The organism is Thiobacillus sp., from assembly GCF_018780105.1.
Lineage (GTDB): Bacteria > Pseudomonadota > Gammaproteobacteria > Burkholderiales > Thiobacillaceae > Thiobacillus.
Genome location: NZ_JADMKC010000005.1, coordinates 197,049 through 221,149, shown reverse-complemented (window position 1 = coordinate 221,149; position 24,101 = coordinate 197,049). Strand labels below are relative to the sequence as shown.

The 24,101-nt window shown below is 64.0% G+C and carries 19 protein-coding genes; 3 read left to right on the top strand and 16 right to left on the bottom strand.

Going from position 1 to position 24,101, the window contains the following annotated elements:
- Positions 1-98: 98 nt before the first annotated feature.
- From IV098_RS05375 to tsaE, 8 genes are all read right to left on the bottom strand, one after another.
- Positions 99-845: a hypothetical protein gene (locus IV098_RS05375; RefSeq protein ID WP_296886791.1), complete on the bottom strand. Its 747-nt coding sequence runs from the start codon at positions 843-845 to the stop codon at positions 99-101.
- Positions 846-881: 36 nt separating this feature from the next.
- The gene (locus IV098_RS05370) at positions 882-1,568 is read right to left on the bottom strand and encodes an HAD family hydrolase (RefSeq protein WP_296886790.1); all 687 of its coding nucleotides are present in this window, start codon (positions 1,566-1,568) and stop codon (positions 882-884) included.
- Positions 1,569-1,693: 125 nt separating this feature from the next.
- Complete coding sequence (locus tag IV098_RS05365) at positions 1,694-10,342, bottom strand: glucoamylase family protein (RefSeq protein ID WP_296887082.1); 8,649 nt, start codon at positions 10,340-10,342, stop codon at positions 1,694-1,696.
- Between the two features lie 588 nt (positions 10,343-10,930).
- The gene (locus tag IV098_RS05360; RefSeq protein ID WP_296887080.1) at positions 10,931-12,199 is read right to left on the bottom strand and encodes a U32 family peptidase; all 1,269 of its coding nucleotides are present in this window, start codon (positions 12,197-12,199) and stop codon (positions 10,931-10,933) included.
- A 114-nt stretch (positions 12,200-12,313) separates the two neighbouring features.
- Positions 12,314-14,125, bottom strand: coding sequence for a DNA mismatch repair endonuclease MutL (gene mutL, locus IV098_RS05355; protein WP_296886789.1), 1,812 nt, complete (start codon positions 14,123-14,125; stop codon positions 12,314-12,316).
- Positions 14,122-14,661, bottom strand: a complete 540-nt coding sequence (locus IV098_RS05350) for a hemerythrin domain-containing protein (RefSeq protein ID WP_296886788.1) — start codon at positions 14,659-14,661, stop codon at positions 14,122-14,124. Before IV098_RS05350 ends, mutL begins: the two co-directional genes overlap by 4 nt.
- 13 nt (positions 14,662-14,674) lie before the next feature.
- The gene (locus tag IV098_RS05345; RefSeq protein WP_296886787.1) at positions 14,675-15,991 is read right to left on the bottom strand and encodes an N-acetylmuramoyl-L-alanine amidase; all 1,317 of its coding nucleotides are present in this window, start codon (positions 15,989-15,991) and stop codon (positions 14,675-14,677) included.
- Positions 15,973-16,449, bottom strand: coding sequence for a tRNA (adenosine(37)-N6)-threonylcarbamoyltransferase complex ATPase subunit type 1 TsaE (gene tsaE, locus IV098_RS05340; protein WP_296886786.1), 477 nt, complete (start codon positions 16,447-16,449; stop codon positions 15,973-15,975). The genes IV098_RS05345 and tsaE overlap by 19 nt, the downstream gene beginning before the upstream one ends.
- Between tsaE and queG the strand changes: the two genes are divergently transcribed.
- On the top strand, positions 16,432-17,502 hold the full coding sequence (gene queG, locus IV098_RS05335) for a tRNA epoxyqueuosine(34) reductase QueG (protein WP_296886785.1): 1,071 nt from the start codon (positions 16,432-16,434) through the stop codon (positions 17,500-17,502). The genes tsaE and queG overlap by 18 nt on opposite strands.
- Here the strand turns inward: queG and IV098_RS05330 are convergent.
- Positions 17,499-18,113 carry a cation transporter gene (locus IV098_RS05330; RefSeq protein ID WP_296886784.1) on the bottom strand — a complete coding sequence of 205 codons (615 nt, stop codon included), beginning with the start codon at positions 18,111-18,113 and terminating at the stop codon, positions 17,499-17,501. The two genes, queG and IV098_RS05330, sit on opposite strands and share 4 nt — an antisense overlap.
- 83 nt (positions 18,114-18,196) lie before the next feature.
- Here IV098_RS05330 and murI point away from each other — a divergent pair, with 83 nt between their 5' ends.
- Together murI and arfB are read left to right on the top strand one after the other, a co-directional pair.
- Positions 18,197-18,994: a glutamate racemase gene (gene murI, locus IV098_RS05325; protein ID WP_296886783.1), complete on the top strand. Its 798-nt coding sequence runs from the start codon at positions 18,197-18,199 to the stop codon at positions 18,992-18,994.
- Positions 18,995-19,019: 25 nt separating this feature from the next.
- Positions 19,020-19,445, top strand: a complete 426-nt coding sequence (gene arfB / locus IV098_RS05320) for an alternative ribosome rescue aminoacyl-tRNA hydrolase ArfB (RefSeq protein ID WP_296886782.1) — start codon at positions 19,020-19,022, stop codon at positions 19,443-19,445.
- A 43-nt stretch (positions 19,446-19,488) separates the two neighbouring features.
- On the opposite strand, the gene iscX is transcribed toward arfB, so the two are convergent.
- From iscX to iscU, 7 genes are all read right to left on the bottom strand, one after another.
- On the bottom strand, positions 19,489-19,689 hold the full coding sequence (gene iscX / locus IV098_RS05315; RefSeq protein ID WP_296887079.1) for a Fe-S cluster assembly protein IscX: 201 nt from the start codon (positions 19,687-19,689) through the stop codon (positions 19,489-19,491).
- The gene (gene fdx / locus IV098_RS05310) at positions 19,685-20,023 is read right to left on the bottom strand and encodes an ISC system 2Fe-2S type ferredoxin (RefSeq protein WP_296886781.1); all 339 of its coding nucleotides are present in this window, start codon (positions 20,021-20,023) and stop codon (positions 19,685-19,687) included. Before fdx ends, iscX begins: the two co-directional genes overlap by 5 nt.
- A gap of 30 nt (positions 20,024-20,053) precedes the next feature.
- Positions 20,054-20,827 carry a DUF3050 domain-containing protein gene (locus tag IV098_RS05305; RefSeq protein WP_296886780.1) on the bottom strand — a complete coding sequence of 258 codons (774 nt, stop codon included), beginning with the start codon at positions 20,825-20,827 and terminating at the stop codon, positions 20,054-20,056.
- Positions 20,828-20,844: 17 nt separating this feature from the next.
- The gene (hscA, locus tag IV098_RS05300; protein WP_296886779.1) at positions 20,845-22,707 is read right to left on the bottom strand and encodes a Fe-S protein assembly chaperone HscA; all 1,863 of its coding nucleotides are present in this window, start codon (positions 22,705-22,707) and stop codon (positions 20,845-20,847) included.
- Between the two features lie 6 nt (positions 22,708-22,713).
- Positions 22,714-23,241: a Fe-S protein assembly co-chaperone HscB gene (gene hscB, locus IV098_RS05295; protein ID WP_296886778.1), complete on the bottom strand. Its 528-nt coding sequence runs from the start codon at positions 23,239-23,241 to the stop codon at positions 22,714-22,716.
- 124 nt (positions 23,242-23,365) lie between these two features.
- A complete protein-coding gene (gene iscA, locus IV098_RS05290) occupies positions 23,366-23,689 on the bottom strand; it encodes an iron-sulfur cluster assembly protein IscA (RefSeq protein WP_296886777.1) in 324 nt (107 codons plus the stop codon).
- A gap of 5 nt (positions 23,690-23,694) precedes the next feature.
- Complete coding sequence (gene iscU / locus IV098_RS05285; protein WP_296886776.1) at positions 23,695-24,081, bottom strand: Fe-S cluster assembly scaffold IscU; 387 nt, start codon at positions 24,079-24,081, stop codon at positions 23,695-23,697.
- Positions 24,082-24,101: the final 20 nt, after the last annotated feature.

Here is a 24,101-nt window from a genome sequence, read left to right as displayed (position 1 = left end):
TTTCTTGAGCAATAGAACGACTATTGCCCTGCGAAATCGTCAAAATCTGTCCTCGACCAGCCGGATTTTCGCTTCGATTCTTCAAGCCCGACAGGCTGCTAGCGCGCAGGCGGCGCAGCGGGAATCCGCTCCAGCACCGCCACGAAAGCCTCCGGCAGCTGGCCCTGCTCGCGCAGTTCACGCGCCACGTTGTGGATGTGCACCGCTTCCCAGCGCGCCGGAAAACCGCCCATCACCTGGGCGATGCCGATCACTTCCAGCATTTCTTCCGGCGTGACATCGCTGCGCGTCAGCAATTCATAAGCGTGCAGGCGCACCAGCCGCCGCTTGCGCACCACCAGGCTCATCAGCAGCGCGATCAGGTTGTAGAACTTCAGGTTCGTCACCTTCGCGTTGGGTAGATGCGGCCAGTCGGCAAAGCGCTTCCAGTGCGAGGTGTAGGCGTCGAACAGCAGATAGGTGTCGTCGTCGGCCTGCGCGCGCACGTACAGCGCAATCGCCTGCACCGTGCTGATGACCGCTTCCGGCGCCTTGGCGCGGATGGCGCCTTCGATGTGGGTCAACGCGCACACCTCGCAGCCGTCGACGATGGCCGCGCTGTAAATCAGGATTTCGCTCAGGTGCCGCTCCTGCGAAAACACGCCGCGCGAAACCAGCATGCGCGCCATGTCGAGCAGCGCGTCGCCCATTTCGACGCCCTTCTTCACCAGTTTGGCGCGCGCCGGATCGGCCTCCATGCCGGCTTCGGCATATTCCTGCAAAGCCATCAGCAGGGAATTCGCCCCCCCGGCAATGCGGTGCGCGTCGTCCAGATCGAGTTTTCCGTAGGGATATTCGGGACTCATCTCGGGCTTCCTTTTCAGGGTATTAAATGAGGTTGCTTAGAGCGGCATGGCCAGCGCATGCCGCACACGCTTGCTGAATGTGCCGGGATCCGGCGAGATGACCTCTTCGGGAATCCCGAACTTGTGGGTGAGGCGCGCGTGGCTCTCGAAGCCATACGACACGATGAAAGGATGAATGCCGGCAGCCAGGGCGGCCGCGTAGTCCCGGTGCTCGTCGCCGCAGGCGAAGGCGCGCGCCGGGTTGACGTCCAGCTGCTCGCGCACCGCCTTGAAATAATGCAGCTTCTCCTCGTGCAGCGGCAGGTAATGCATGAAATCCAGCTGCCCGATATCGATATCGTGGCGCGCGAACAGGCGGCTCAGCGTGGTCTTCGGTTCGTGGCAAACATTGCGCGTCACCATGCCGACCCGCACGCCGGGCGTATCGATCAGGTCGCGGATCAACTCCGCCATGCCCAGGTACAGCAGCGCCTCGGTTTGATAAACCTCGGTCAGCGTATCCAGCAGTTCCTTGCGAACACGCTTGCCCATGTGCCGCGCCAGATTGCGCGGAAATTCCTTGATGCCGCCGATGTACTTGAACAGATTGCGCCGCTTCTGAAAGCGCTCCAGATCGCCAATGTCCATGCCGTGATGCGCAAACGCGATATCGATGGCAGCAAACGCGTCGACCAGCGTGCCATCGGCGTCGAAGATGATCAGATGGTCGGTGCTTCGGTACATGCGTTTTCCGGGAGAAAGCCAAGCCTGCCGCCGATGATACCTGCAAGCCTGTTACAGAAAATCAGGGATCGAATGAACGATGGACGGCTCGGTGTCCGGTGCAGATATAAGCGTTTCAAAAATCGTCAGCTCAATTCCACCTCGACATAGTGCTCCTGGCGGTCGTCCACCAGGGGGATCAGGCCATGCGGCCGCGCTGATGCATATCCTGCCGGCCCGCCTGCGTCAACTCCATTTGCCACAGCTCCGTTTATCCCGTTTCCGGTTATCCCGGTGCCATCCACCGTTACACGGATCACCCGACCCGTTTGCTCACCGACCCGCTTGATGGTGATGTGGTAGACGGTCTCGCGATAGCGGTAATGGATTTTGTAGGACGCCCAATGGGCCGGGATGCACGGCGCAATGCGCAGATGGTCGACTCCCAGTTGCAGTCCCAGCAGGGTTTCCACGGTCAGCCGGTACATCCAGCCCGCCGCCCCGGTGTACCAGGTCCAGCCGCCCCGACCGGTATGCGGCGACACGCCATAGATGTCCGCGCACATGACGTAGGGCTCAACCTTGTAGCGTGCGATGGCTTCGGGCGTGCTGCCGTGATGGACGGGATTGAGCATGGCGAAGAATTCCCACGCGCGTTCGGTATCGCCCATCATGGCAAACGCCATCGTGGTCCAGATCGCGGCATGGGTGTATTGGCCGCCGTTCTCGCGCACGCCGGGGATGTAGCCCTTGATGTAGCCGGGCTCCAGCGCTGATTTGTCGAAGGGCGGGTCGAGCAACTGGATGATCTGCTTGTCGCGTCGCACCAGGCGCTGGTCGACTGCCGTCATTGCCTGGCGGGCGCGTACCGGATCGCCGCCGCCCGATATGACCGCCCAGCTCTGACTGATCGAATCGATCTGGCATTCGTCGTTGGCGGAGGAACCCAGCGGGGTGCCATCGTCGAACCAGGCGCGCCGATACCAGGCGCCGTCCCAGGCATGCGCCTCGATATTGCTGCGCAACAGGACCGCTTGCTCCCTGCATACGCCGGCAAAGTCCTGGTCGTTGCGGTCACTCGCCAGACCTGCAAACAGCTCGAGGTTTTCGTACAGGAACCACGCCAGCCACACGCTCTCGCCCTTACCATCCTTGCCGACCAGATTCATGCCGTCGTTCCAGTCGCCGCAGCCCATCAGCGGCAATTGATGCGCGCCAAAACGCAAGCCATGCTTGATGGCGCGCACACAATGCTCATACAGGCTGGCGACTTCCGGCGAGCGCTGGGGTTGATCGTAGTAAGCCTCCTCTTCCGGATTCAACGCGCGGCCCTCCAGAAAATGAACCGGCTCGTCGAGTACGCCTGTATCGCCGGTCGCCCGCACATAGCGACAAGCGGCATACGGCAGCCACAGATAGTCGTCGGAGAAATGGGTGCGTACGCCCTGTCCGTTGGGCGGATGCCACCAGTGTTGCACGTCGCCCTGGCTAAACTGGCGTTCGGCGCAGCGGATCAACTGCTCGCGGGCCAGCCACGGTGTCGCATGGATCAACGCCATGGTGTCCTGCAATTGATCGCGGAATCCGTAGGCCCCGCCGGACTGGTAATAACCACTGCGCCCCCACAGCCTGCAGGACAGGGTCTGATAGACCAGCCAGCCGTTGGCCAGCACGTCCAGCGCGGGGTCGGGCGTTTCCACATGCAGCGCGCCCAGGGTGTGTTTCCAGTATTCCCACACGGTTTCCAGTGCCTGCCGCGCGCCGGCCCGTCCACCAAAGCGCTGGATGAAATGGCGCGCCTCGCCAGCGTCGCGCGCGGCGCCGAAAACAAACACGACCTCGCGCGTTTGCCCGGCGGCCAATTCAATCCGGCTCTGGATCGCGGCGCACGGATCGAGCGCCGCACCGGTTCGGCCCGACAGACGTTTGCGACGCATCGCTGCCGGATTGGCGAGCGAACCGTTGCGGCCGATGAACTCGCTACGGCTGCCGCTCATCGACCGCTCGCGCTCGCTGACCTGGGCAAAAACCACCCGATTGGCGCATTCGCGGTTGTAGGCATTGTGGGCAAACAGCGCCCCAGTGTGCGAATCGGTTTCGGTGACGATGTGCATCAGATTGGCATGCCGCCACTCGCCGAGCACCAGTTCCCAATATCCGGTCAACGACAGGTTGCGTGTCTGCGTCGAGGAGTTGCGCAGCTTGATCACCACGAACTTCACCGGCGCGTCCATCGCGACGTAGGTGGAAAGCTCCGAGGCAATCCCGGCTTCGTAATGCTCGAACACGCTGTAACCGAAACCATGGCGACAGACATAGCCGGAGCGGCCGCAGGCGGGCTGCGGGGTCGGCGACCAGAACGCCCCGGTGTCTTCGTCGCGGATATAGAACGCCTCGCCGCTGCTGTCGGAGAGTGGATCGTTGTGCCACGTGGTCAGGCGGAACTCGTGCGCGTTTTCCGCCCAGGTATAGGCGCTGCCGCGCTCGCTGACGACCGTTCCAATGTGCGGGCTGGCGATTACGTTGACCCACGGCGCCGGCGTGTTCTGGCCCGGTTCGAGGGTGATGACGTATTCATTGCCGTCGGGCGTGAAGCCGCCCAAGCCGTTGCTGAAAATGCGCTCGCGCGCCGCCAGCGGGTAAACCGGCTCGATGCTCGCTTGCTGCAAGGGCTCCAGGCGGTCCGAGGTACGCTCTGCCGAGACACGGCGTTCCACCTGTTCGATCAGCGTCTCGGCGGTATCGTTGAAGACGATGCGGGCGACTGTCCGCAGCAGCACCCGTTCGTCCTCGGACAGCTCTTCGGCACGGCGCACAAAGATGCCGCCCGGTTTATCGATCACCTGCGCTTCGGGCCCCGCGTTGATCAGCCCCATGATCAGATCCTGCAGCACCGCCCGGTAGCCCGAGAAATCCTCGTTCACGATCACCAGATCAGCGGTCAGCCCCTTCATGCGCCAATAGGCATGCGCCTGCAGCACCTGCTTGACCAGATCGATGCGGTTGAGGTCGCCGATGTGCAGCAGCACGATCGGCAGATCGCCCGAGATGCCGAAGCGCCACAGCCCGGACTGACCCAGCTGGTTGCGGGCAATGATGCCGGGCGAAGCGCGGCGCAGGGCATTGCAGTAAATGACGGAACTGGCCAGGCGACCAAAAATCTGCGCATCGGCTTCGCTGGCGTTGAGGTGGCGCAGTACTTCCTGGCTCTGGAACCACGCCATTTCGAATGCGCGCTCGACGAAGTGGCGGTCGCAATATTTCTCCAGCAGGGCCAATGCGGCCTCGCGCGTGTCCGCAATCCCGGAAATGATCTGCACGCTCGCCGATTCGTCCGGGGACAAGGTAACGGTGCGGCGGATCGCCACGATGGGATCGAGCACCGAACCCGCCGTGTTGGACAGGGCGGGCGCGCTGTCGCCGTATTCCAGCACCACCGGGTTGGCCGTAGTGCGGCCGCGCCCGATGAAACGGGCGCGGTCGGTTTCGTAGGACGGATCGTCGGCGACTGCGCCCGGTGCGGCCAACAGGTGAAACATCCACGGCACCTGCTCCCCCGGGGTACGCGGGCGCCGCGTGCAAAGAATCGCCTGCCGCTCGGGCAGGATTTCGGTCTGCACGAACAGGTTGCTGAAGCTGCGATGCGCCAGGTCGGCATTCAGCGGCGCCAGCACCACTTCAGCGTAACTCGTCACCTCGATGCGGCGGATGCGGGACGACTGGTTGGTGAGCGTGACGCGACGGATCTCGACGTCGTCTTCAGGTGAAACGGTAATCTCGGTGTGCGTTTCGATCGCCTGGTCGCGCCGCCGGTATTCGGCACGCGCCTGCACGAAGATGGCTTCGTAGTGATCGGCACGACGCAGCGTCGGCTGATGCGCGGTCGACCAGTAGCGTCCGCTGTCGCGGTCGCGCAGATAGATGAAGGTGCCCCAGCCATCGGAGGTGGCATCTTCGCGCCAGCGGGTGATGGCCAGGTCGCGCCAGCGGCTGGTGCTGCCGCCGGCATGCGTTGCCATGACGTGATAACGGCCGTTTGACAGCAGGTGCACTTCGGGGAGCGGCGTGTTCGGGTCGGTAAACACGCGCATGATCGCGCCGGCTTCCGCGGCGGGTGGGCGCGCGGCTGCGCTGACTTCGGCCGCATGCGGATGCAGGGTCGCACCCTGCTTCGGCACCCGCTCCTGCAGCAACAATTCCGTCGCCCGCGCGAGGGGGTCGGACATGAAGCGGCGCTGCATCGGCTGATCAAGCAGGACATGCGCAAAGGCCAGCAGACTCATGCCCTGGTGATGCGCCATGAACGCGCGCACGATGGCATGCGGCTTGCCACGCGGCACCCGCGAGGGCGTGTAGTCGACCGCCTCGTAGAACCCATAGGCACCGAGAAAGCCCTGGTCGGCCAGCGTGCGCAGGTTGCGGCTGGCTTCGCTAGGCATCACCGTCAGCGCCAGTGCGCTGGCGTAAGGCGCGATGACCAGATCGTCGCCCAGGCCGCGCTTGAAGCCGAGGCCCGGCACGCCGAACGCCCGGTATTGGTAGACCTGATGCATGTCGGTGGCGTTGTAACAGGACTCGGAAATCCCCCACGGCACCGCACGTTGCCGGCCATATTCGATCTGCCGCGACACCGCGGCCTTGCAGGTCTGCTCCAACAGGGTGTTCGGGTAGCTCGGCATGATCAGTTGCGGCATCAGGTACTCGAACATCGAGCCGCTCCACGAGATCAGGCTGACTTCGCCGCCGTGACTGGTCAGCAGCCGGCCGAGAGCGAACCAGTGCTTCTGCGGCACCTGCCCCTGCGCGATCAGCAGGAAACTGGCCAGACGCGCTTCCGATGCCAACAGGTCGTAACAGGACGGATCGCGGCGCCGTTCGCCGACGTCGTAGCCGATGGTCAGCAAGCCGCATGCGCTGTCGTAGAGAAACTCGAAATCCATCGCTGCCAGTGCGCGGCAACGGCCCATCAGGCCATCGATGAGGGCGAGCCGCTCCCCTGCGCGCTTGCCTGCTGCGCCCGCTTCACTTAATTCCACCAAGGTCGGGATGGTGCTGTAAGGCTGCGGCTCGGGCACCAGGTATCCCAGTTCATCGCGCAGGGCACGGGATTGCTGGTCGAATGCCTGCGCCCAGTAATACAGTTCGCCATCGATATCGATATCGGTGGGCAACCATGCCACCAGCCCCCCGCCCATACGGTGGATCTCATCCAGCACGCTTTCGGCGGCAACCAGTGTCCGGGGCTGTCCGTCCTGTGTGAACGCACGCAATGTGTCCTGCAGAAATCCGATCTTCTGCGCCAGTTCCGGCGTGGGCGACGCGGGTATGTGCCCGGCCAGAACCTGCAAGGTGTCCTGCAGCCCCTGGAATGCGTTGGTCGACAGCACCGGCTGATTTTTCAGTTCGGTCAGCCCCGCCTGCAGGGTGAGCAAACAGCCGGCCAGGTTGCCGCTGTCCACCGACGAAACGTATTGCGGGTGCAGCGGCTGCAGTGTGCGGGTGTCGTACCAGTTGTAGAAGTGGCCGCGGTAGCGTTCCAGCTGTTCCATTGAAGCCAGCGTGTTGCCGATACGCTGCAGGGATTCTCCGGCCGTGAGATAACCGAAATCGTACGCAGCCAGGTCTGCCAGCAGCGACATGCCCATATTGGTGGGCGAGGTGCGCGAGGCGATGGCCGGCGCCGGATATTCCTGGAAGTTGTCGGGCGGCAGCCAGTTGTCCTGCGGGCCGACAAAGTCGGCGAAGTAGCGCCAGGTTCGTCGGGCCGACGTCCGCAGAAACGCCCGCTGCTCGACGCTCAAATCCGGTGCAGGCGAGGCCAGCGGCCGGCTGATCCACCAACCGACAATCGGCGACACCAGCCACAGCAACAGAATGGGCGCAGAGAAAATCCATTCCATTGGCGGACGGGTCGTGGCCAGCAGCATGCCCAGCGCCACCGCCAGGACAGGTCCGATCCACATCTCCACGACAAAATCGGCCAGCGTGCGGCGCGTGTTGCGGATTGCATAAGCGCGCAGTTGCCACAGCAACAAACCACGGCGGGTGAACAGCATCCGCACCCCCGAGCGCAAAATTGCATCCAGACAAATCAGTGCGTCGTAAGGCAGCAGGACCAAGGCCAGCAAGGCGAGCAGCATCGGGTGCCCCGCGGAGTGGCCGGTCAGTTTCAGGTGCACCAGCCAATCGCGCTCTTCCGGCTTGCGGATGAGCTGGACCGCAATGGAGAGTACGGAGGGCAAGCCCAGCACCGCCACGACCAGCAGAGTCCACAGCCACACCGGCCCCACGTCCAGCAGCCACCCCCCTGCCAGCAGGGCAAGCAGTGACGGCGCGACCAGACTGCGCCGCAGGTTGTCGAACAGTTTCCACCGCGACAGCGCCGAGAGCGGGTTCGCCTGCCGCTTCGTTTTCGCGCCATTCGGGCCGGTGGGGCCTGGCACACGCGGCAGCAGCCAGCCAGCCAGTTGCCAGTCGCCGCGTATCCAGCGGTGGCGCCGGCTCGCCTCGATGGCATAACTGGCCGGATGCTCTTCGATGAGGTCGACATCGGTCACCAGCGCCGATCGCGCATAGCCGCTTTCCAGCAGGTCGTGACTGAGGATGAGATGCTCCGGAAAACGTCCGTCGACGGCCTGGCGAAACGCGTCCACATCGTAGATGCCCTTGCCGATGAACGAGCCTTCGCCGAACACGTCCTGATAGACATCCGACACCTCGCGCGTATAGGGATCCAGCCCCGAGTCGCCGGCGAACAGTTTGGTGAAGCGCGACTGGCCTGCACTGGTCAGACTGATCGAGGCGCGCGGCTGCAGGATCGCATAGCCTTCGACGACGCGTTCCTTGCCGGCGTCGTAGACCGGCCGGTTGAGCGGATGCGCCAGGTTGCCGATCAGGGTGCGCGCCGCGTCGCGCGGCAGCTGCGTATCGGTATCCAGGGTGATGACGTACTGGATCGACCCCAGGATGGACTGATCGCCGACGATGTCGGAGAAAGCAGTGTTCGCCCCGCCCCGGAGCCGGGCATTGAACTGCTCCAGCTTGCCGCGCTTGCGCTCGTAGCCCATCCACACCCGCTCGACCGGATTCCACACCCGCGGCCGGTGGAATAGATAGAAGATGCCCGGACGGTCGTCACGATACGTCGCGTTGAGCGTCTCGACCGCCGTGCGTGCGTAAGCGAGCAAGGCCGCGTCGTCCGGCAGCGTTTGTTCGGGCGCGTCGCGAAAATCCGTCAGCAGCGCAAAGTACAGATTGGGGTCGCGATTGCCGAGATAGCGGATCTCCAGCGCCTCGAGCAGATGATCGATCTCCTGCGGACTGCCCAGCAGGGTGGGGACGATCACCATGGTGCGATGGCAGTCGGGAATCCCCTTGGAGAAATCCATGCGGGGCAAGGCGCGCGGCGACAGGATCAGCGTGACCAGCAGGTTCACCAGCGAAACCGCCAGCGCCGAGGCGCCGATGACGAGAGCAAGCAGCAGCAAGCCGTCCCGCCAGCCACCCTCCCCGAATCCACCGACAACAGACAGGATGCCCGCGGTCACCAGCGCGGTAATCAAAAAGATGGGGCCGAGATACAGGGGCAGGCGGACATGCCGGCTCGCCCGGCTGACCCGCGTTCTCCATGACAAACGACAACCCACGGCACGCTCCAGGCTCTGCCGTCCCTGATCGATCAGGTAGTAGCCGACATGCGCGCGACGATTCTCGGTTCCCCATTGCGCCGCAGCCGCCTGTGCCAGCTCGATGGCTGCGCGTGCCACCTTCTGCTCGCTGCACGAACCGCCGCGCGCCACGTCTTCAATGACGTGACGGTAACGGTCGCGCGTGGCGAAGTCCTGGCTGGCGTGCATGCCCACCGGGTCTTCGCGCAAGCATTGCTCGACCACACTGAGTGACTCGACGTATTCCCGCCAGTCCATGGTGCCGATGAAGCGCAAGCTGCCTATGCTGTTGGCGATGGAAATCTGGTTGGTTGCGGCGGTGCGTCCGGCCGCCTCCGACAAAGCGGTTGCGGTCACGCCTTGTTCGAACAGTTTGTGCTCGACCCAGGTCTGGACGAAGGCCATGGCGGGACCCTGCGCCTGAAGCCTGGCGTAGAACTCTTCCACGAACGGCGCGGTCAGCGGCACATCGGCATTGGCAAACTCGGCCAGCAGCTGGATCAGCTGTTTCGGTTCCTGTTCGGCCGTCACCAGCATGCGGTCGGCCCAGGTGATGGCCGCATCGCGCTCCTCGCGCCGGCGTGCGATACGCAGGCCAACGCGGCGCAGGTTTTCCAGCAAGGCCAGCTGCAGCATGATCGGGAAAGCCCACAACTCGCCCAGCTTCAAGGGTTCGACGGTCTGGTAAGCGGCGATGAACTGGGTGGCGTTGTCGCTGTCGACGCGGCCGTCCATGTGGGAGATCAGCTCCAGCGCCAGATCGTATATGCGAGGGAAACCAGCCGACAGGCCCTCAGCCAGTCGCGGCAGCTGCCGGCTGTATCCACGCGGCAGGTGGCGACGCGCCAGCGTGATCTGCTGCTCGATCAGGTAAAAGTTGTCGAGCAGCCAGGCCTCGGCCGGTACGATCCGTTGTCCCGGCGTCGCGGCGGCAGTCACGACGTCGTAGGCCGCCAGCAGAACCCGCGCATTGTCTGCCAGACGTGGCAGCAAGCGGTCCGGCCCCGGCCGTGGATCGATTCGATGCTGGTCCGCCAGCATGACCGCGTGACGCTTCAGCTGCTCGATGCTAAACAGTTCGGAACGCAACAACTCGGTGTCCCGGTCGTTATGCGACGCATTCCGCATGCGTGACGACAATCCGAACTCTTTGATGACTATGTCACTCTCCTTGCCCGAACTTTGATTGTCCGCATTGAATGCGCTTCAAGTCAGGCTTTTGGGAACGTCCAACTGTCCGCTATTGGATAGCGTTCAATGTAGGTGATTTTGGGGAATCGGGTTTTCAAACGGCTGTTGCGATTGCAGCCCCGCAGGCGTTTGTCAACGGAATGGTTTTGAGGCGGACGTTCTGAGCACATGACGAAACAGCCTGTTTCAGGCCGGGTGCCCCGCTGGTTTTCTGAAACCAGAGCATGGGCCCCAATGTGCTGATTGCCTCGATAGTAAACGCGAATGGCGGTATTGGCCGAAGCCGGGCCTTCGGGGTCACAGCGGCCGTGGCTGCGCAGCCCCGATAGTCGTCGGTGATTCTTGAGACGGCCAGGCAATGTTTGAAACAGTAAAGTCTTTTTCACGTCGTCCTGAGTCGGCCGGTACGTTGAACCGTCTCAATAACACGCTGTTTTTAATGTTTATTGTTTCGGCCTCCCGCGTGGTCTCGCAGTGCCCTGACAAGCTGGGCTTCCGTGCCGTTTCAAACTTCATCAGGCCGAATCAATAACCTGCAGCCCGCAGAGCGGTTTGGGGTCGAGTTGAGTCACTTCCCCCGCCCTCTGCCACAAACCGCGCAACAAACGCGCCCTCGTACCCCGCCGGCAGGGGGATGCTCACGCGGTGACCGCTGCCCGGCGCGACGCTGACCGGGGTGTTGTCCCGGCCTTGCATGCTGGCAATCGTCAGCTCCAGATTGCCGCGCGGATGGATGAGTTCGATGCGGTCGCCGACCGAGAAACGGTTTTTCACTTCGATTTCGGCCTGTCCGGCTGCGTTGTACGCCAGCACGTCACCGACATACAGGCTGCGGTCGGATTCGGAGTGGCTTTTGAGGTAATTCTGGTATTCGCGGTCCGGGTGGCGTTCGTAGAAGCCGCCGGTGTAGCCGCGGTTGGCCAGGCCGTCGAGTTCGCGCAGCAGGGCGGGGTCGAGCGGGCGGCCGGCGATGGCGTCGTCGATGGCCTGACGGTAGCTCTGGCAGGTGCGCGCCACGTAGTAGGGTGATTTGGTGCGGCCTTCGATCTTGAGCGAGTCGACGCCGATTTCGGTCAGCCGCTGCACGTGTTCGATGGCGCGCAGGTCTTTCGAGTTGAGGATGTAGGTGCCGTGTTCGTCTTCTTCGACGGGCAGGTAGCTGCCGGGGCGCTCTTTCTCTTCCAGCAAATACACGTCGCCGTCCGGCGCGACGGTGGCGGGTTTGGTGTCGTATTCCCAGCGGCACGAGTTGGTGCAGGCGCCCTGGTTGGGATCGCGGTGGTTGAAGTAGCCGGAAAGCAGACAGCGGCCGGAATAGGCGATGCACAGCGCGCCATGGACGAAGACTTCCAGTTCCATGTCCGGGCATTCCTGGCGGATCTCGGCGACCTGGTCGAGCGAGAGTTCGCGCGACAGGATGACGCGGCTGATGCCGAGTTTTTTCCAGAAGCGCACTGCCGCGTAGTTGATGGTGTTGGCCTGCACCGAAAGATGCACGGGCATGTCGGGCCAGGTTTCACGCACCATGTCGATCAGGCCAGGGTCGGCCATGATCAGCGCGTCGGGCTTGAGGGCGACCACCGGCGCCATGTCGGCGAGGTAGGTTTTGAGCTTGCTGTTGTGCGGAAAGATGTTGCTGACGACATAGAACAGCTTGCCGCGGCTGTGCGCGTAGTCGATGCCGACGCCCAGCGCCACTTCGTCGCGAAAGCTGTTGTTGCGGACGCGCAGGCTGTAGCGCGGCTGGCCGGCATACACCGCGTCGGCGCCGAAGGCGAGCGCGGTTTCCAGCATGGATTGCGAGCCGGCGGGGGCCAGCAGCTCGGGACGGCGGAGTTCAGTTGCTTTCAAGTGGAGTGACCAGGTGGAATGACAGGTGATATAGGGGGCAAGTGTTAAAGCTTGCGTTCAGCGCCCGCGCATGAACATCGCATCCAGCTCCCTGAGGCTGATCTGAAACCAGGTGGGACGGCCGTGATTGCACTGCCCGGCGCGCTCGGTGGCTTCCATTTCGCGCAGCAGGGCGTTCATTTCGGGCAGCGTCAGGTGGCGGTTGGCGCGCACCGCGCCATGGCACGCCAGGGTGGCGAGCAGTTCGTTGCGGCGGTCGGCGAGCAGGCGCGCCACGCCGAATTCGGCGACTTCGTGCAGCACGGCGCGGGTGAGTTCGACCGGGTCGGCATTCTTCAATAGCCAGGGCACCGAGCGCACCGCCACCGAGGTAGGCGACGTGATCGACACTTCAAACCCGATGCCGCGCAGGCCCTCCAGATGCGGGCTGATTTCCGCCACGTCGCGCGCGTCCACCGTCAGTGCGACGGGGATCAGCAGGGTTTGCGCAGGCACGGCGCGGGCGTCGAGCGCGGCCTTGAGCTTTTCGTAAACGACCCGCTCGTGGGCGGCGTGCATGTCGACCAGCACCAGTCCCTGGGTGTTTTGCGCCAGCACGTAGACGCCGTGCAGTTGCGCGATGGCGTAGCCGAGCGGTGGGGCGTCGCCCTGCCCGCTTGCCGGGAAAGACTGCTCCGCAGGCGCGACAGCCCCCCCTGAATCCTGGCCCCCGACCCCTGACCCCTGACCCAGCGGTGCATAGAAAGCCATCGCCTCGTTCACCTGCAGCGGCATCGCGGTCTGCCAGGGCTGCGGCACAGCAAACGGCGACGCAGCCGCCTGGGTGCCGGTCTGCGGGGAAGCCGGTTCCGTCTCGCCTGCCGCCGCCGGCGCGGCTAGCAGCCGCTCGACCGCATGGAACAGGAACTGGTGCACGCCGCGGCTGTCGCGAAAGCGGATTTCGGTTTTGGCCGGATGCACGTTCACGTCCACGCCGTCCGGCGGCAGGCTGATGAACAGGCAATACGCCGGGTTCAGCTGGTGATGCAGCACGTCGCGGTAGGCTTCACGCAGCGCGTGGACGATCAGCTTGTCGCGCACGTAGCGGCCGTTGACGAACACGTGCTGGCTGTCGCGGCTGGCCGTCGCCGCGCCCGGACGGATCACCCAGCCGGACACGTGCAAGCCGCCCGCCGCGGCGTCGACCGCCACCGTGTTGGATTCGAACGCCTCGCCCAGCACCTGCCGCACCCGCGCGGCGGCGGTGGCGGCCGGAAAACGCAGCTGCACCCGGCCGTTGTGGCTGAGGATAAAGGTGGTGTCGGGGTGCGACAGCGCCTGTCGCCGCACCGCTTCGGCGCAGTGCGCGTATTCGGTGGCTTCGGTCTTGAGAAATTTGCGCCGCGCCGGGGTGTTGAAAAACAGGTCCTGGATATCGAGCGTGGTGCCGGCGCCGCGCGCGGCCGGCGCCGGCTCGCCCAGCTGGCCGCCGTCGACCTGCAGCGCCCACGCATGCCCGGCGCTGGTGGAATCAGCGCCGTTGTGATCAAAGCGGCTGGTGAGCTGCACCCGCGCGATCGCCGCAATCGAGGCCAGCGCTTCGCCGCGAAAGCCCAGGCTGGCGACCTGTTCCAGATCGGCCAGGCTGGCGATCTTGCTGGTGGCGTGGCGGGTCAGCGCAAGCGCGAGTTCGTCGCGCGGAATGCCGCAGCCGTTGTCGCTGACCCGGATCCGTTTGACGCCGCCCTGCTCCAGCTCGATCTGGATTTCGGTCGCGCCGGCATCGAGGCTGTTTTCCAGGATTTCCTTCAGCGCAGCCGCCGGGCGCTCGACCACCTCGCCGGCGGCGATCTGCGAAATCAGCACATCGGGCAGAACGCGGATGCTCACGATGCAGAATCGAATGACACACCGCGCCGCGCCGCCATGGCGCGGCCCAGACGTTCGAGGGCGGCGGCGTCCAGCACCTGGCGCGCCAGCGGCAGCACATGGGTGTTTTCGAATTCGAGATGGGCGCGGTTCATGGCGATGAAGCGCGCCGCCAGCGCGCCATCCAGCTCAGCGGCGGTGCCGGCTTCGATCGGCAGAAACTGCGCCCGCAAGCGCCGCCACAGCATGGCCTGTTCGTCGTGCTCCAGGGTCAGGGTTTCGACCAGGTCGCAGGCGCCGGGAGCGTTCGCCTGTTCCAGCAAAGGAAACAGGTTGCGCTCTTCGTCGTCATGGTGATGCACGGCCGCGGTATCGAAATAATTCAGCACGGCGCGCGCGGCCTGCTGCGCCTGGGCGTCGGCCCCGTGCGCGGGCAGATGCGCCAGCAGCTTCTCGAGGGTGTCGCACTGTTTGGCGATGCGGGCGTGGCAAGCTTCCAGCACGTCCAGCGGGCGGTCGAAGCCGGGCGCGGCAGCGCCGAGCAGGCTGGCGGTCATGCGTGCCCCGCCATCAGGGGTTGCGCGTCAGGCGCGAGGGTGCGGCCAGCGGATGCGTGGCGAAGTAGGTCTTGATGCCGTCGACGATGGCGTCCACCAGCTTGTCCTGATAGTCGGGATCGTTGAGGCGGCGCTCTTCTTCCGGATTGGAAATGAACGCGGTTTCGACCAGGATCGATGGGATGTCCGGTGCCTTCAGCACCGCGAATCCGGCCTGCTCGACATGCGACTTGTGCAGCGTGTTGATGCCGCCGATTTCCTTCAGCACGGCATGCCCGAGCTTCATGCTGTCGTTGATAGTGGTGGTCTGCGTCAGGTCGATCAGGGTGCGCTTGAGCGAAGGATCCTTGACGTCGATATTCATGCCGCCGATGAGGTCGGCCTCGTTTTCCTTCTTGGCCAGCCAGCGGGCCGCCGCCGAGGTGGCGCCGTTTTCCGACAGCGCAAACACCGACGAGCCGCGCGCATGCGGCTTGATGAAGGCATCGGCATGGATCGACATGAACAGGTCGGCCTTCAGCGCGCGCGCCTTGACCACGCGCTGGCCGAGCGGCACGAAATAATCGCCGTCGCGGATCAGTACGCCGCGCATGTTCTCCTGGACGTCGAGTTTGCGCTTGAGCTTCTTCGCCAGCGCCAGCGTGATATCTTTTTCACGCGAGCCGGCAGCGCCGCTCGCGCCGGGATCTTCGCCGCCGTGGCCGGCATCGATCGCCACCGTGATCAGGCGGGCATAGCGCGGCTCGCTAGCCTTGGGCGGTTTGGACGGTTCGGGCTGCGCCGCGATCGCTGGGTTGGCAAGCGGGGGGACGACTGCCTGCGTCGCATTGGTTTGGGCTGGGCTGGTTTGCGTTGGTGCTGCCTGAGCGGGATTGGCTTGAGCCGGGCTCGGCTGAACCGCGTTGGGCTGAACCGCGTTGGGCTGGGCAGGATAGAGGTCGACCACCAGCCGGTGACCATATTGGCCCAGCGGCTGCAGCAGGAAGATCGACGGCTTCACCGGCGTTTTGAGATCGATCACCACGCGCATCACGCCGGGCCGGTTCACCCCGGCGCGGATCGCGGCAATGTAGGGGTCGTCAGCGGCCAGCAGGCTGCCCAGCGCATCCACCGCCGGGCCGGGCTCGACGCCTTCCAGATCGATCACCAGACGGTTCGGATTGGCCAGGCTGAACGATTTGTGCGCCACCGGCTGCGTCGCTTCCAGCGTGATTCGCGTGTAATCGGGCGACGGCCACAGGCGGGTGGCCGACAGCTGCAGCGCCTGCGCCCAACCCGAGGCCAGCACAACACTGCACAACAGAAGCGTTCTCAACAAGGTGTACAACATGTCTCCAGAAATTCGGCGCCGCGCGGGGTTTGGGCTTCGCATTCGATCTCGCGCGCTTCGTCCGTAATGCTCAGACGGACGATCACGTCGGGCAACGGCAACCAGCCTGCGGCCTTGTCCGGCCATTCGATCAGGTTCACTGCCTGGCCGCTGACATCGCGGAAACCGGCATCCAGCCATTCACGCGGATCGTGCAACCGGTACAGGTCGAAATGATACAGCTCAAACGCGGGCAGGCTGTAGGTTTCGGCTAGGGTATAGGTCGGGCTTTTCACCCGGCCCGCGTACCCCAGCGCGCGCAGCACACCGCGCACCAGCGTCGTCTTGCCCGCCCCCAGATCGCCCTCGAGGTAGAACGTCATGCCCGGTTTGAGTTCCCGCGCCAGCCGCGCGCCGAAAGCCAGCGTGGCGGCCTCGTCGGCCAGATGGCAGCGCACGGTATGATCGGTTTTATGCATGGGACGGCTTTAGCGCAACTGGCGCAGCAGATCAAACAGTGGGGACGCGAACTCGGCTTTGCCGGGGTGGGCATCGCCGACTGCGACTTGAGCGTCGCCGAAACCGGTTTGCTGGCATGGCTGGATCAGGGTTTTCATGGCGAGATGGATTATATGGCGGCGCATGGCGTGAAGCGCAGCCGGCCGGCCGAGCTGGTGCCGGGCACGCTGCGCATCATCAGCGCGCGGCTGGATTATTTGCCGCCGATGGCTGCCGATCCGCATGCCGTGATGGCCGACGCCGACGCTGCCTACCTCGCGCGCTATGCGCTGGGCCGCGATTATCACAAGGTGCTGCGCAACCGCCTGCAAAAGTTGGCGGAAAGAATCAGCGCCGAGGCCGGGGCGCATCATTTCCGGGTGTTCACCGACAGCGCGCCGGTGCTGGAAGTCGCGCTCGCCGAGAAGTCCGGCCTCGGCTGGCGCGGCAAGCACACGCTGCTGCTCAACCGCCAACACGGCTCCTGGTTCTTTCTGGGCGAGATCTACACCGACCTGCCACTGCCGGTCGACGCCCCCGAAACGAGCCATTGCGGCAGCTGCCAGGCCTGTATCGACGTCTGTCCGACCCGGGCCATCGTCGCCCCCTACTCGCTCGATGCGCGGCGCTGCATTTCCTATCTGACCATCGAGCTCAAGGGCAGTATCCCGCTCGAACTGCGGCCGCTCATGGGCAACCGCATCTACGGCTGCGACGACTGCCAGCTGGTATGCCCGTGGAACCGCTTTGCGCAGACGGCCGCATTGGCGGATTTCGAGGTGCGCAACGGACTCGACAGCGCGCGGCTGATCGACCTGTTCGCCTGGAGCGATGCCGATTTCAACGACCGCCTGGCCGGTTCGCCGATCCGCCGTATCGGCCATGAACGCTGGCTGCGCAATATCGCCGTTGCGCTCGGCAACGCACCGCCCGCCCCCGCGATTGCTGCCGCGCTCGGCGCACGCCTGGCGCATCCCTCGGCGCTGGTACGCGAGCATGTCACGTGGGCGCTGGCACGCCAGCAGGAAAGTTAAGCCCTCCGCAATTCCTCGCGCGCCTGGCGGATCACCGACGCCCCCGAAGTCAGCGCCAGTCCGGCCAGCACCAGTGCCACCGCGATATCCGGCCAGCCGTGTGCGGTCGCCCATACCCCGGCCGCCGCGCCCATCACTGCCAGATTGCCGAGCGCGTCGTTGCGCGAGCACAGCCACACCGAACGCGCCTGTGCGTCACCCTGGCGATGCGCGTATAGCAGCGCCGCCACACCGACGTTGACCACCAGCGCCAGCAGGCTCACCCAGCCCATAATGAACGGCTCCGGCACCACGCCGGCGCTCCACTGCCAGGCCGACTTGCCAAGCACGAACACGCCGTAGCCGACCATCAGCCAGCCCTTCCACAGCGCGGTGCGCGAGCGCCACACCGGCGCCAGCCCGAGCACGAAGATGGCAATCGCGTAGTTGCCGGCGTCGCCAAGGAAATCGACCGCGTCGGCCAGCAGCGAAACCGACTGCGCCGAAAAACTCGCCGCCAGCTCGACGCCGAACATCAGCGCGTTCAACACCAGCGCAACCCACAGTGCGCGGCGGTAGCCCGGATCGGGCGGCGCCGTACTGCAGACCGAATCGCAACCGCAGCCGCTCATGCTCGCTGCCTCCCCGAAGAATGCAGTGCGTGGCAGCCCTGCGGGTAAAATGCCGTCTTTCTCATCCCGCCATCCTGCCACCCATGTCCACGAATGCACATTCCCCCATCGGCGTATTCGATTCCGGCATCGGCGGGCTGACCGTGGTGCGCGCCCTGATGGAGCGCCTGCCCTACGAAAATATCGTCTATTTCGGTGACACCGCGCGCGTGCCCTACGGCGTGAAATCGGTCGAGACCATCGCCCATTTCACCACCCAGATCGCGCAGTTCCTGCTGGAAAAGGACGTCAAGATGCTGGTCATCGCCTGCAACACCATGGCGGCGGTGGCGGCACAGGTGGTCAAGGATTTATCGCCGGTGCCGGTGCTGGACGTGATCGACGCCGGCGCGGTGTCGGCGCGTGGCGGCAAGAAAATCGGCGTCATCGCCACCCCCACCACCATCAACAGCAATGCCTACGCGCGCGCCATCCATGACTACGCGCCCGATTCGCGCATCCATTCGCAGGCCTGCGCGATGTTCGTGCCGCTGGTGGAAGAAGGCTGGCTCGACCACGAGGTCACCCGCCTGACAGCACTGGATTATCTGAAACCGCTGATGGCCGAACACATCGACACCCTGGTGCTCGGCTGCACCCACTACCCGCTGCTGAAGCCGCTGCTGCGCCAGGTGGTGGGCGACGATGTCGCGCTGGTCGATTCCGCCGAAGCCATGGCGGAACAGGTCGCCGCGGTGCTGGCCGACAAGCAGCTCGCCAACCCCGGCCCCGCAGAGCCGCGCTACGACTTCTACGTCACCGATGTGCCGCTCAGGTTCCAGACCATAGGCGAGCGTTTTCTCGGACGCAGCCTCAACAACGTGCATGTGGTGAAGTGGTAAGCACCGCCGGCTGACATAATCCGTGATGATTCGCGTCAACCCCCAGATCGAGCTCGACGAGCGCGAAATCCAGGAAGACTTCGTGCGCGCCTCGGGCCCGGGCGGGCAGAACGTCAACAAGGTCTCGACTGCGGTGCAGCTGCGTTTTGACGTGGCGCATTCGCCTTCGCTGCCGGAACCGGTGCGTGCGCGCCTGATCACGCTGGCGGGGCGCCGGCTCACCCGCGACGGGGTGCTGGTGATCGAGGCCGAACGCTATCGCAGCCAGCGTCGCAATCGCGACGATGCGCTGGATCGATTGATTGAACTGATTCGTGAAGCCTGCGAAGTCGACAAACCGCGCCGCCCGACCCGCCCGACGCTGGCTTCAAAAAAACGCCGCCTGGAAAGCAAGCAGCGGCTGGGTGAAACGAAGAAACTGCGCAGCCTGAAACCGGGCCGGGATAGCTGAAGCCCGCAGGGCCGCCCGGCGTCTCGGTTTTTCGCCCGTTCTGTTATTCCATTTCGTCGATCCAGGCCATCTGGATCGCTTCGAGAATTTTTTCGCCGGAATGTTCGGGGGCATCGTCGAACTCGGGCAATTCCATGACCCAGCGGTGCAGATCGGTGAAGCGGATCGTACGCGGATCAATTTCGGGATGGGCTTCGGAAAGCTCGATCGCAATGTCGAGGGTGTCGGTCCACTTCATGTCAATGTCCTTCTTTCACCATGTTGATGGTGTACTTGGGGATTTCGATGACCAGGTCGGCCGCGTTCACGCGTGCCTGGCACGACAGGCGCGATTGCGGTTCCAGACCCCATGCCTTGTCGAGCAGATCGTCTTCTTCTTCGGTCGACGCTGCCAGCGTGTTGAAGCCCTCGCGCACGATGACGTGACAGGTGGTGCAGGCGCAGGACTTTTCGCAGGCGTGTTCAATTTCGATGCCATTGGCAAGCAGGGTATCGCACAGCGTGTCGCCGGTTTTGGCATCGATCACGGCGCCCTCGGGGCAGAGTTCGACGTGGGGCAGAACAATCAGTTGAGGCATGGTTTTATGGGGCTACGGGATGAAATTCGGTCAGGCTGCCTGAGCGTGCTGACTGGGCAATGCTTTTAACACACCGTCCCAGAAAAGCAACCGCGCATTGACGGCCGCCTCAGCTGCGGCTTCGGCTTCGCGCCATTTTTCCGCATCGTCGCCACACAGGGCGGCCAGCAGACGCAATGACAGCGGCGCATGAAAATCCTCGTCCAGATGGACGTGGCGGTTGAGGTAGTAATGAAAGCTCGGTGCCTGCGCTTCGGTCACTGCCATGCGCGACAGAAAGGCGCGGAACATCGACGGAATCACATGTTCGCGGCCAAGCGCCAAGGCGGCGGCCACGGTATGCGATTTGCCGCTGTCGAGAAAATCGAAGGTGGTGCCGGTAAAGGCGGCGGAGGGCGCGGGCGCCAGGCCGGTGGCGAGCGCCGCGGCAATGCCCTGCTCCGCCACGATCTGCACGAAGCGCGCCGGAGAATCGGCGTCGGCGCCGATTTCGCGCATCGCGGCGAGGTACAGCATGAAGTGGCTGGTATGGCCTTCATGGCCGGGCAGCGCAATATCGGTTTCTTCTTCCAGCACCAGTTCGTTGATGAAACGCTGCACCGAGGCATCGCCGGCCGGCGTCCACGGCCAGCGTGCGGGGGCGATTTCATTTTGCAGGTATTTGATCAGGGACATGAAGTCCCACACCGAATAGACGTGGTGCTGCATGAATACCCGAAGATCGTCCGGCGTGCGGACGGCCGCGTAGATCGGATGGGCCTCGAGCCGCAGCCGCAGGCTCTCGATAAGGGCGTCGTTCAACATGATGTTTGCAAGCCGAATTAACTAAACGTTTCCAGTTTCTGGCCGGCCATCGCACGGCGCACGTTCTGGTCCATGCGGCGCTGGGCAAAGTCGGTGGTCGCGGTATTCAGGGCCTCGATACCGCGCTTGATTGCCTGATGATCGGGCTGCGTCAGCAGGTTTTCAAGTGCGGCGATGCTGGCCTCGATCGCACCGTGCTCGGCGGGTTCGAGCAGCGCGCCGTCTTCCTGCACCGCTGCGCGGGTCGCGGCGATCAGGCCGTTGGCATCGACGACCTGCTCGTTCAGCGCGCGCGCGTACATGTCGTCCTTGGCGTGGGTGAACGCCTCTTTCAGCATGCGGGTGATGTCGTCGTCCGCCAGGCCGTACGCAGGCTTGACCTGCACGCTGGTCTCGACGCCGGTGCTCAGCTCGCGTGCGGATACCGACAAAAGTCCGTCGGCATCGACCTGGAAGGTGACGCGGATACGCGCCGCACCCGCCACCATCGGCGGGATGCCGCGCAAATCGAAGCGCGCCAGCGAGCGGCAATCGACCGCCAGCTCACGCTCGCCCTGCAGCACGTGCACGCTCATCGCGGTCTGGCCGTCCTTGAAGGTGGTGAACTCCTGCGCGCGCGCGGTGGGGATGGTGGAATTGCGCGGGATGACCTTCTCGGTCAGTCCGCCCATGGTTTCCAGCCCCAGCGACAGCGGAATCACGTCGAGCAGCAGCCAGTCGTCGCCGGCCCGGTTGCCGGCCAGCACGTCGGCCTGCATCGCCGCGCCCAGCGCAACGACCTTGTCGGGGTCCAGATTGGTCAGCGGCGTCTGCTTGAAGAAGTCGGCCACGGCCTGCCGCACGCACGGCATCCGGGTGGAGCCACCGACCATGACCACGCCCTTCACTTCGTCCACGGCGAGGCCGGCGTCGCGCAGCGCCTTGCGGGTGGGCGTCAGGGTTTTGCTCAGCAGGCTCGCCGTCATGGCGTTGAATTCGGTCTGGGTCAGCGTGGCGTCCATCATTTCGCCGGTCGACAACACGGCCGTCACGCGCACTTCGAAATGTTCGGTCAGCGCTTCCTTGGCGTCGCGTGCCTTGGTCAGCAACAGCCGCATGTCGCCTGCCGACAGCGGCTGGAAACGGCCCTTTTCCACCATCCAGCAGAACACGCGCTGATCGAAGTCATCGCCGCCCAGGGCCGAGTCGCCGTTGGTGGCCAGCACTTCGAACACGCCCCTGGACAGTTTGAGGATGGAAATGTCGAAGGTGCCGCCGCCGAGGTCGTACACCGCATACACGCCTTCGGATGCGTTATCGAGGCCGTAGGCAATCGCCGCTGCGGTCGGTTCGTTCAGCAGGCGCAGCACATTGAGCCCCGCAAGCTGCGCAGAATCCTTGGTGGCCTGGCGTTGCGCGTCGTCGAAATACGCCGGGACGGTGATGACCGCGCCGACCAGTTCGCCGCCGAGCGCTGCTTCGGCGCGCGCACGCAGCTGCCTGAGAATTTCAGCCGAGACCTCGACCGGACTTTTGACCCCGGCAATAGTCTTGATCTGCACCATGCCCGGCGCATCGACAAAGTGGTACGGCAGGCTGCCGGCATCGTCAATGTCCGACAGGCCGCGTCCCATGAAGCGTTTCACCGAAATCAGGGTGTTGTGCGGGTCAAGGCTCTGCGCGCGCTGGGCGGGATACCCCACTTCCACCGCGCCATCGGCGTGATAGCGCACCACCGACGGCAGCAGGGCATGGCCTTCGGCGTCGTCGAGGATGGTCGCCAGGCCGGAACGCACGCAGGCGACCAGCGAATTGGTGGTACCCAGATCGATACCGACCGCCAGCCGGTGCTGGTGCGGCGCAGTGGACATGCCGGGTTCAGAGATTTGCAACAGAGCCATGCCTACCTAGCCTTCGAGTTCTTCGTACACATCGCCTACTTCGGCAATGAGCTTGTCCATAAATCGCAATTGGCGCACGGCTTCGCATGCGCCCTCAAAATCCTGCCTCGCATCGAGCAGTTCGGCCAGTTGGGTCTCAATTCGGCGGTGGTCGAGGCGCAATTCGTCGATCAGGGTATCGAGCGCTTCCACGCTTCTGGCCGCGCGCGCATCGTCGATCGCCTCGCGCCACGCCATCTGCTGCATCAGGAATGCCGGCGCCATCTGCGTATTGTGTGCGTCGAGCGCGTCGATCCCCTGCAACTGCAGCAGGTACACGCCGCGGTCAACCGGGTGTTTCAGGGTGCGATAGGCTTCGTTTGCCCGGGTTGCCCACTGCATGGCCACCCGCTGCTCGGCATCGGGCTGTGCCGCAAAACGGTCGGGATGCACGGTGTTCTGCAACTCGCGGTAAGCGCTGTCGAGCTGCTCGCGGTTCAACGCATAGGTCGCTGGCAGGCCGAACAGGGCGAAGTAGGTTTGAGTGAAGTCCATTTTAGGGGCCAGGATTCAGAAATCAGGATTCAGGGGGCAATATGCTGAGCGATTTACATTGGCGCGGCCAAAGGCCGCACAAAAACCTGACCCCTGGCCCCTGAATCCTGACCCCTGCCAATAATCAAACGTTAAATGATTCCCCGCAGCCGCACTCGTTCTTCACGTTCGGGTTATTGAACTTGAAGCCTTCGTTCAGGCCTTCGCGCGCGTAATCCAGCTCGGTGCCGTCGATATAGGCCAAGCTCTTCGGGTCGACAAACACGGTGACGCCATGGCTGGTGAACACCTCGTCGCCATCCGGCACTTCATCGGCAAACTCCAGCTTGTACGCCATGCCGGAGCAGCCCGTGGTGCGCACGCCGAGACGGATGCCGACACCCTTGCCGCGTTTGGTCAGGTAATTCGTGACGTGTTGCGCTGCGCGCTCGGACAGAGTGACTGCCATGATGCTTACTCCAGACCCTTTTTCTGCTTGTAGTCGGCGACCGCGGCCTTGATCGCGTCTTCGGCCAGAATCGAGCAGTGGATCTTGACCGGCGGCAGCGCCAGCTCTTCGGCAATCGCCGTGTTCTTGATTTCCATCGCCTGGTCGAGCGTCTTGCCCTTGACCCATTCGGTCACCAGCGAGCTCGATGCAATCGCCGAACCGCAACCATAGGTCTTGAACTTGGCGTCTTCGATACGGCCGTCTGCACCCACCTTGATCTGCAGCTTCATCACGTCGCCGCAAGCGGGCGCGCCCACCATGCCGGTGCCCACGCCATCGTCGTCTTTCGTGAACGATCCGACGTTGCGGGGATTTTCGTAATGATCGAGTACTTTTTCGCTATAAGACATGGTGGTTCTCCTTCAAACTT

What these genes read in the sequence shown, in the direction of transcription:
- IV098_RS05375 (WP_296886791.1), bottom strand. Translation starts at nt 845, where the DNA reads ATGAGTCCCGAATATCCCTACGGAAAACTCGATCTGGACGACGCGCAC.
- IV098_RS05370 (WP_296886790.1), bottom strand. Translation starts at nt 1,568, where the DNA reads ATGTACCGAAGCACCGACCATCTGATCATCTTCGACGCCGATGGCACG.
- IV098_RS05365 (WP_296887082.1), bottom strand. Translation starts at nt 10,342, where the DNA reads ATGCGGAATGCGTCGCATAACGACCGGGACACCGAGTTGTTGCGTTCC.
- IV098_RS05360 (WP_296887080.1), bottom strand. Translation starts at nt 12,199, where the DNA reads ATGCTGGAAACCGCGCTCGCCTTCGGCGCCGACGCGGTGTATGCCGGC.
- IV098_RS05350 (WP_296886788.1), bottom strand. Translation starts at nt 14,661, where the DNA reads ATGACCGCCAGCCTGCTCGGCGCTGCCGCGCCCGGCTTCGACCGCCCG.
- IV098_RS05345 (WP_296886787.1), bottom strand. Translation starts at nt 15,991, where the DNA reads ATGTTGTACACCTTGTTGAGAACGCTTCTGTTGTGCAGTGTTGTGCTG.
- queG (WP_296886785.1), top strand. Translation starts at nt 16,432, where the DNA reads ATGATCGGTTTTATGCATGGGACGGCTTTAGCGCAACTGGCGCAGCAG.
- tsaE (WP_296886786.1), bottom strand. Translation starts at nt 16,449, where the DNA reads ATGCATAAAACCGATCATACCGTGCGCTGCCATCTGGCCGACGAGGCC.
- IV098_RS05330 (WP_296886784.1), bottom strand. Translation starts at nt 18,113, where the DNA reads ATGAGCGGCTGCGGTTGCGATTCGGTCTGCAGTACGGCGCCGCCCGAT.
- murI (WP_296886783.1), top strand. Translation starts at nt 18,197, where the DNA reads ATGTCCACGAATGCACATTCCCCCATCGGCGTATTCGATTCCGGCATC.
- arfB (WP_296886782.1), top strand. Translation starts at nt 19,020, where the DNA reads ATGATTCGCGTCAACCCCCAGATCGAGCTCGACGAGCGCGAAATCCAG.
- fdx (WP_296886781.1), bottom strand. Translation starts at nt 20,023, where the DNA reads ATGCCTCAACTGATTGTTCTGCCCCACGTCGAACTCTGCCCCGAGGGC.
- IV098_RS05305 (WP_296886780.1), bottom strand. Translation starts at nt 20,827, where the DNA reads ATGTTGAACGACGCCCTTATCGAGAGCCTGCGGCTGCGGCTCGAGGCC.
- hscA (WP_296886779.1), bottom strand. Translation starts at nt 22,707, where the DNA reads ATGGCTCTGTTGCAAATCTCTGAACCCGGCATGTCCACTGCGCCGCAC.
- hscB (WP_296886778.1), bottom strand. Translation starts at nt 23,241, where the DNA reads ATGGACTTCACTCAAACCTACTTCGCCCTGTTCGGCCTGCCAGCGACC.
- iscA (WP_296886777.1), bottom strand. Translation starts at nt 23,689, where the DNA reads ATGGCAGTCACTCTGTCCGAGCGCGCAGCGCAACACGTCACGAATTAC.
- iscU (WP_296886776.1), bottom strand. Translation starts at nt 24,081, where the DNA reads ATGTCTTATAGCGAAAAAGTACTCGATCATTACGAAAATCCCCGCAAC.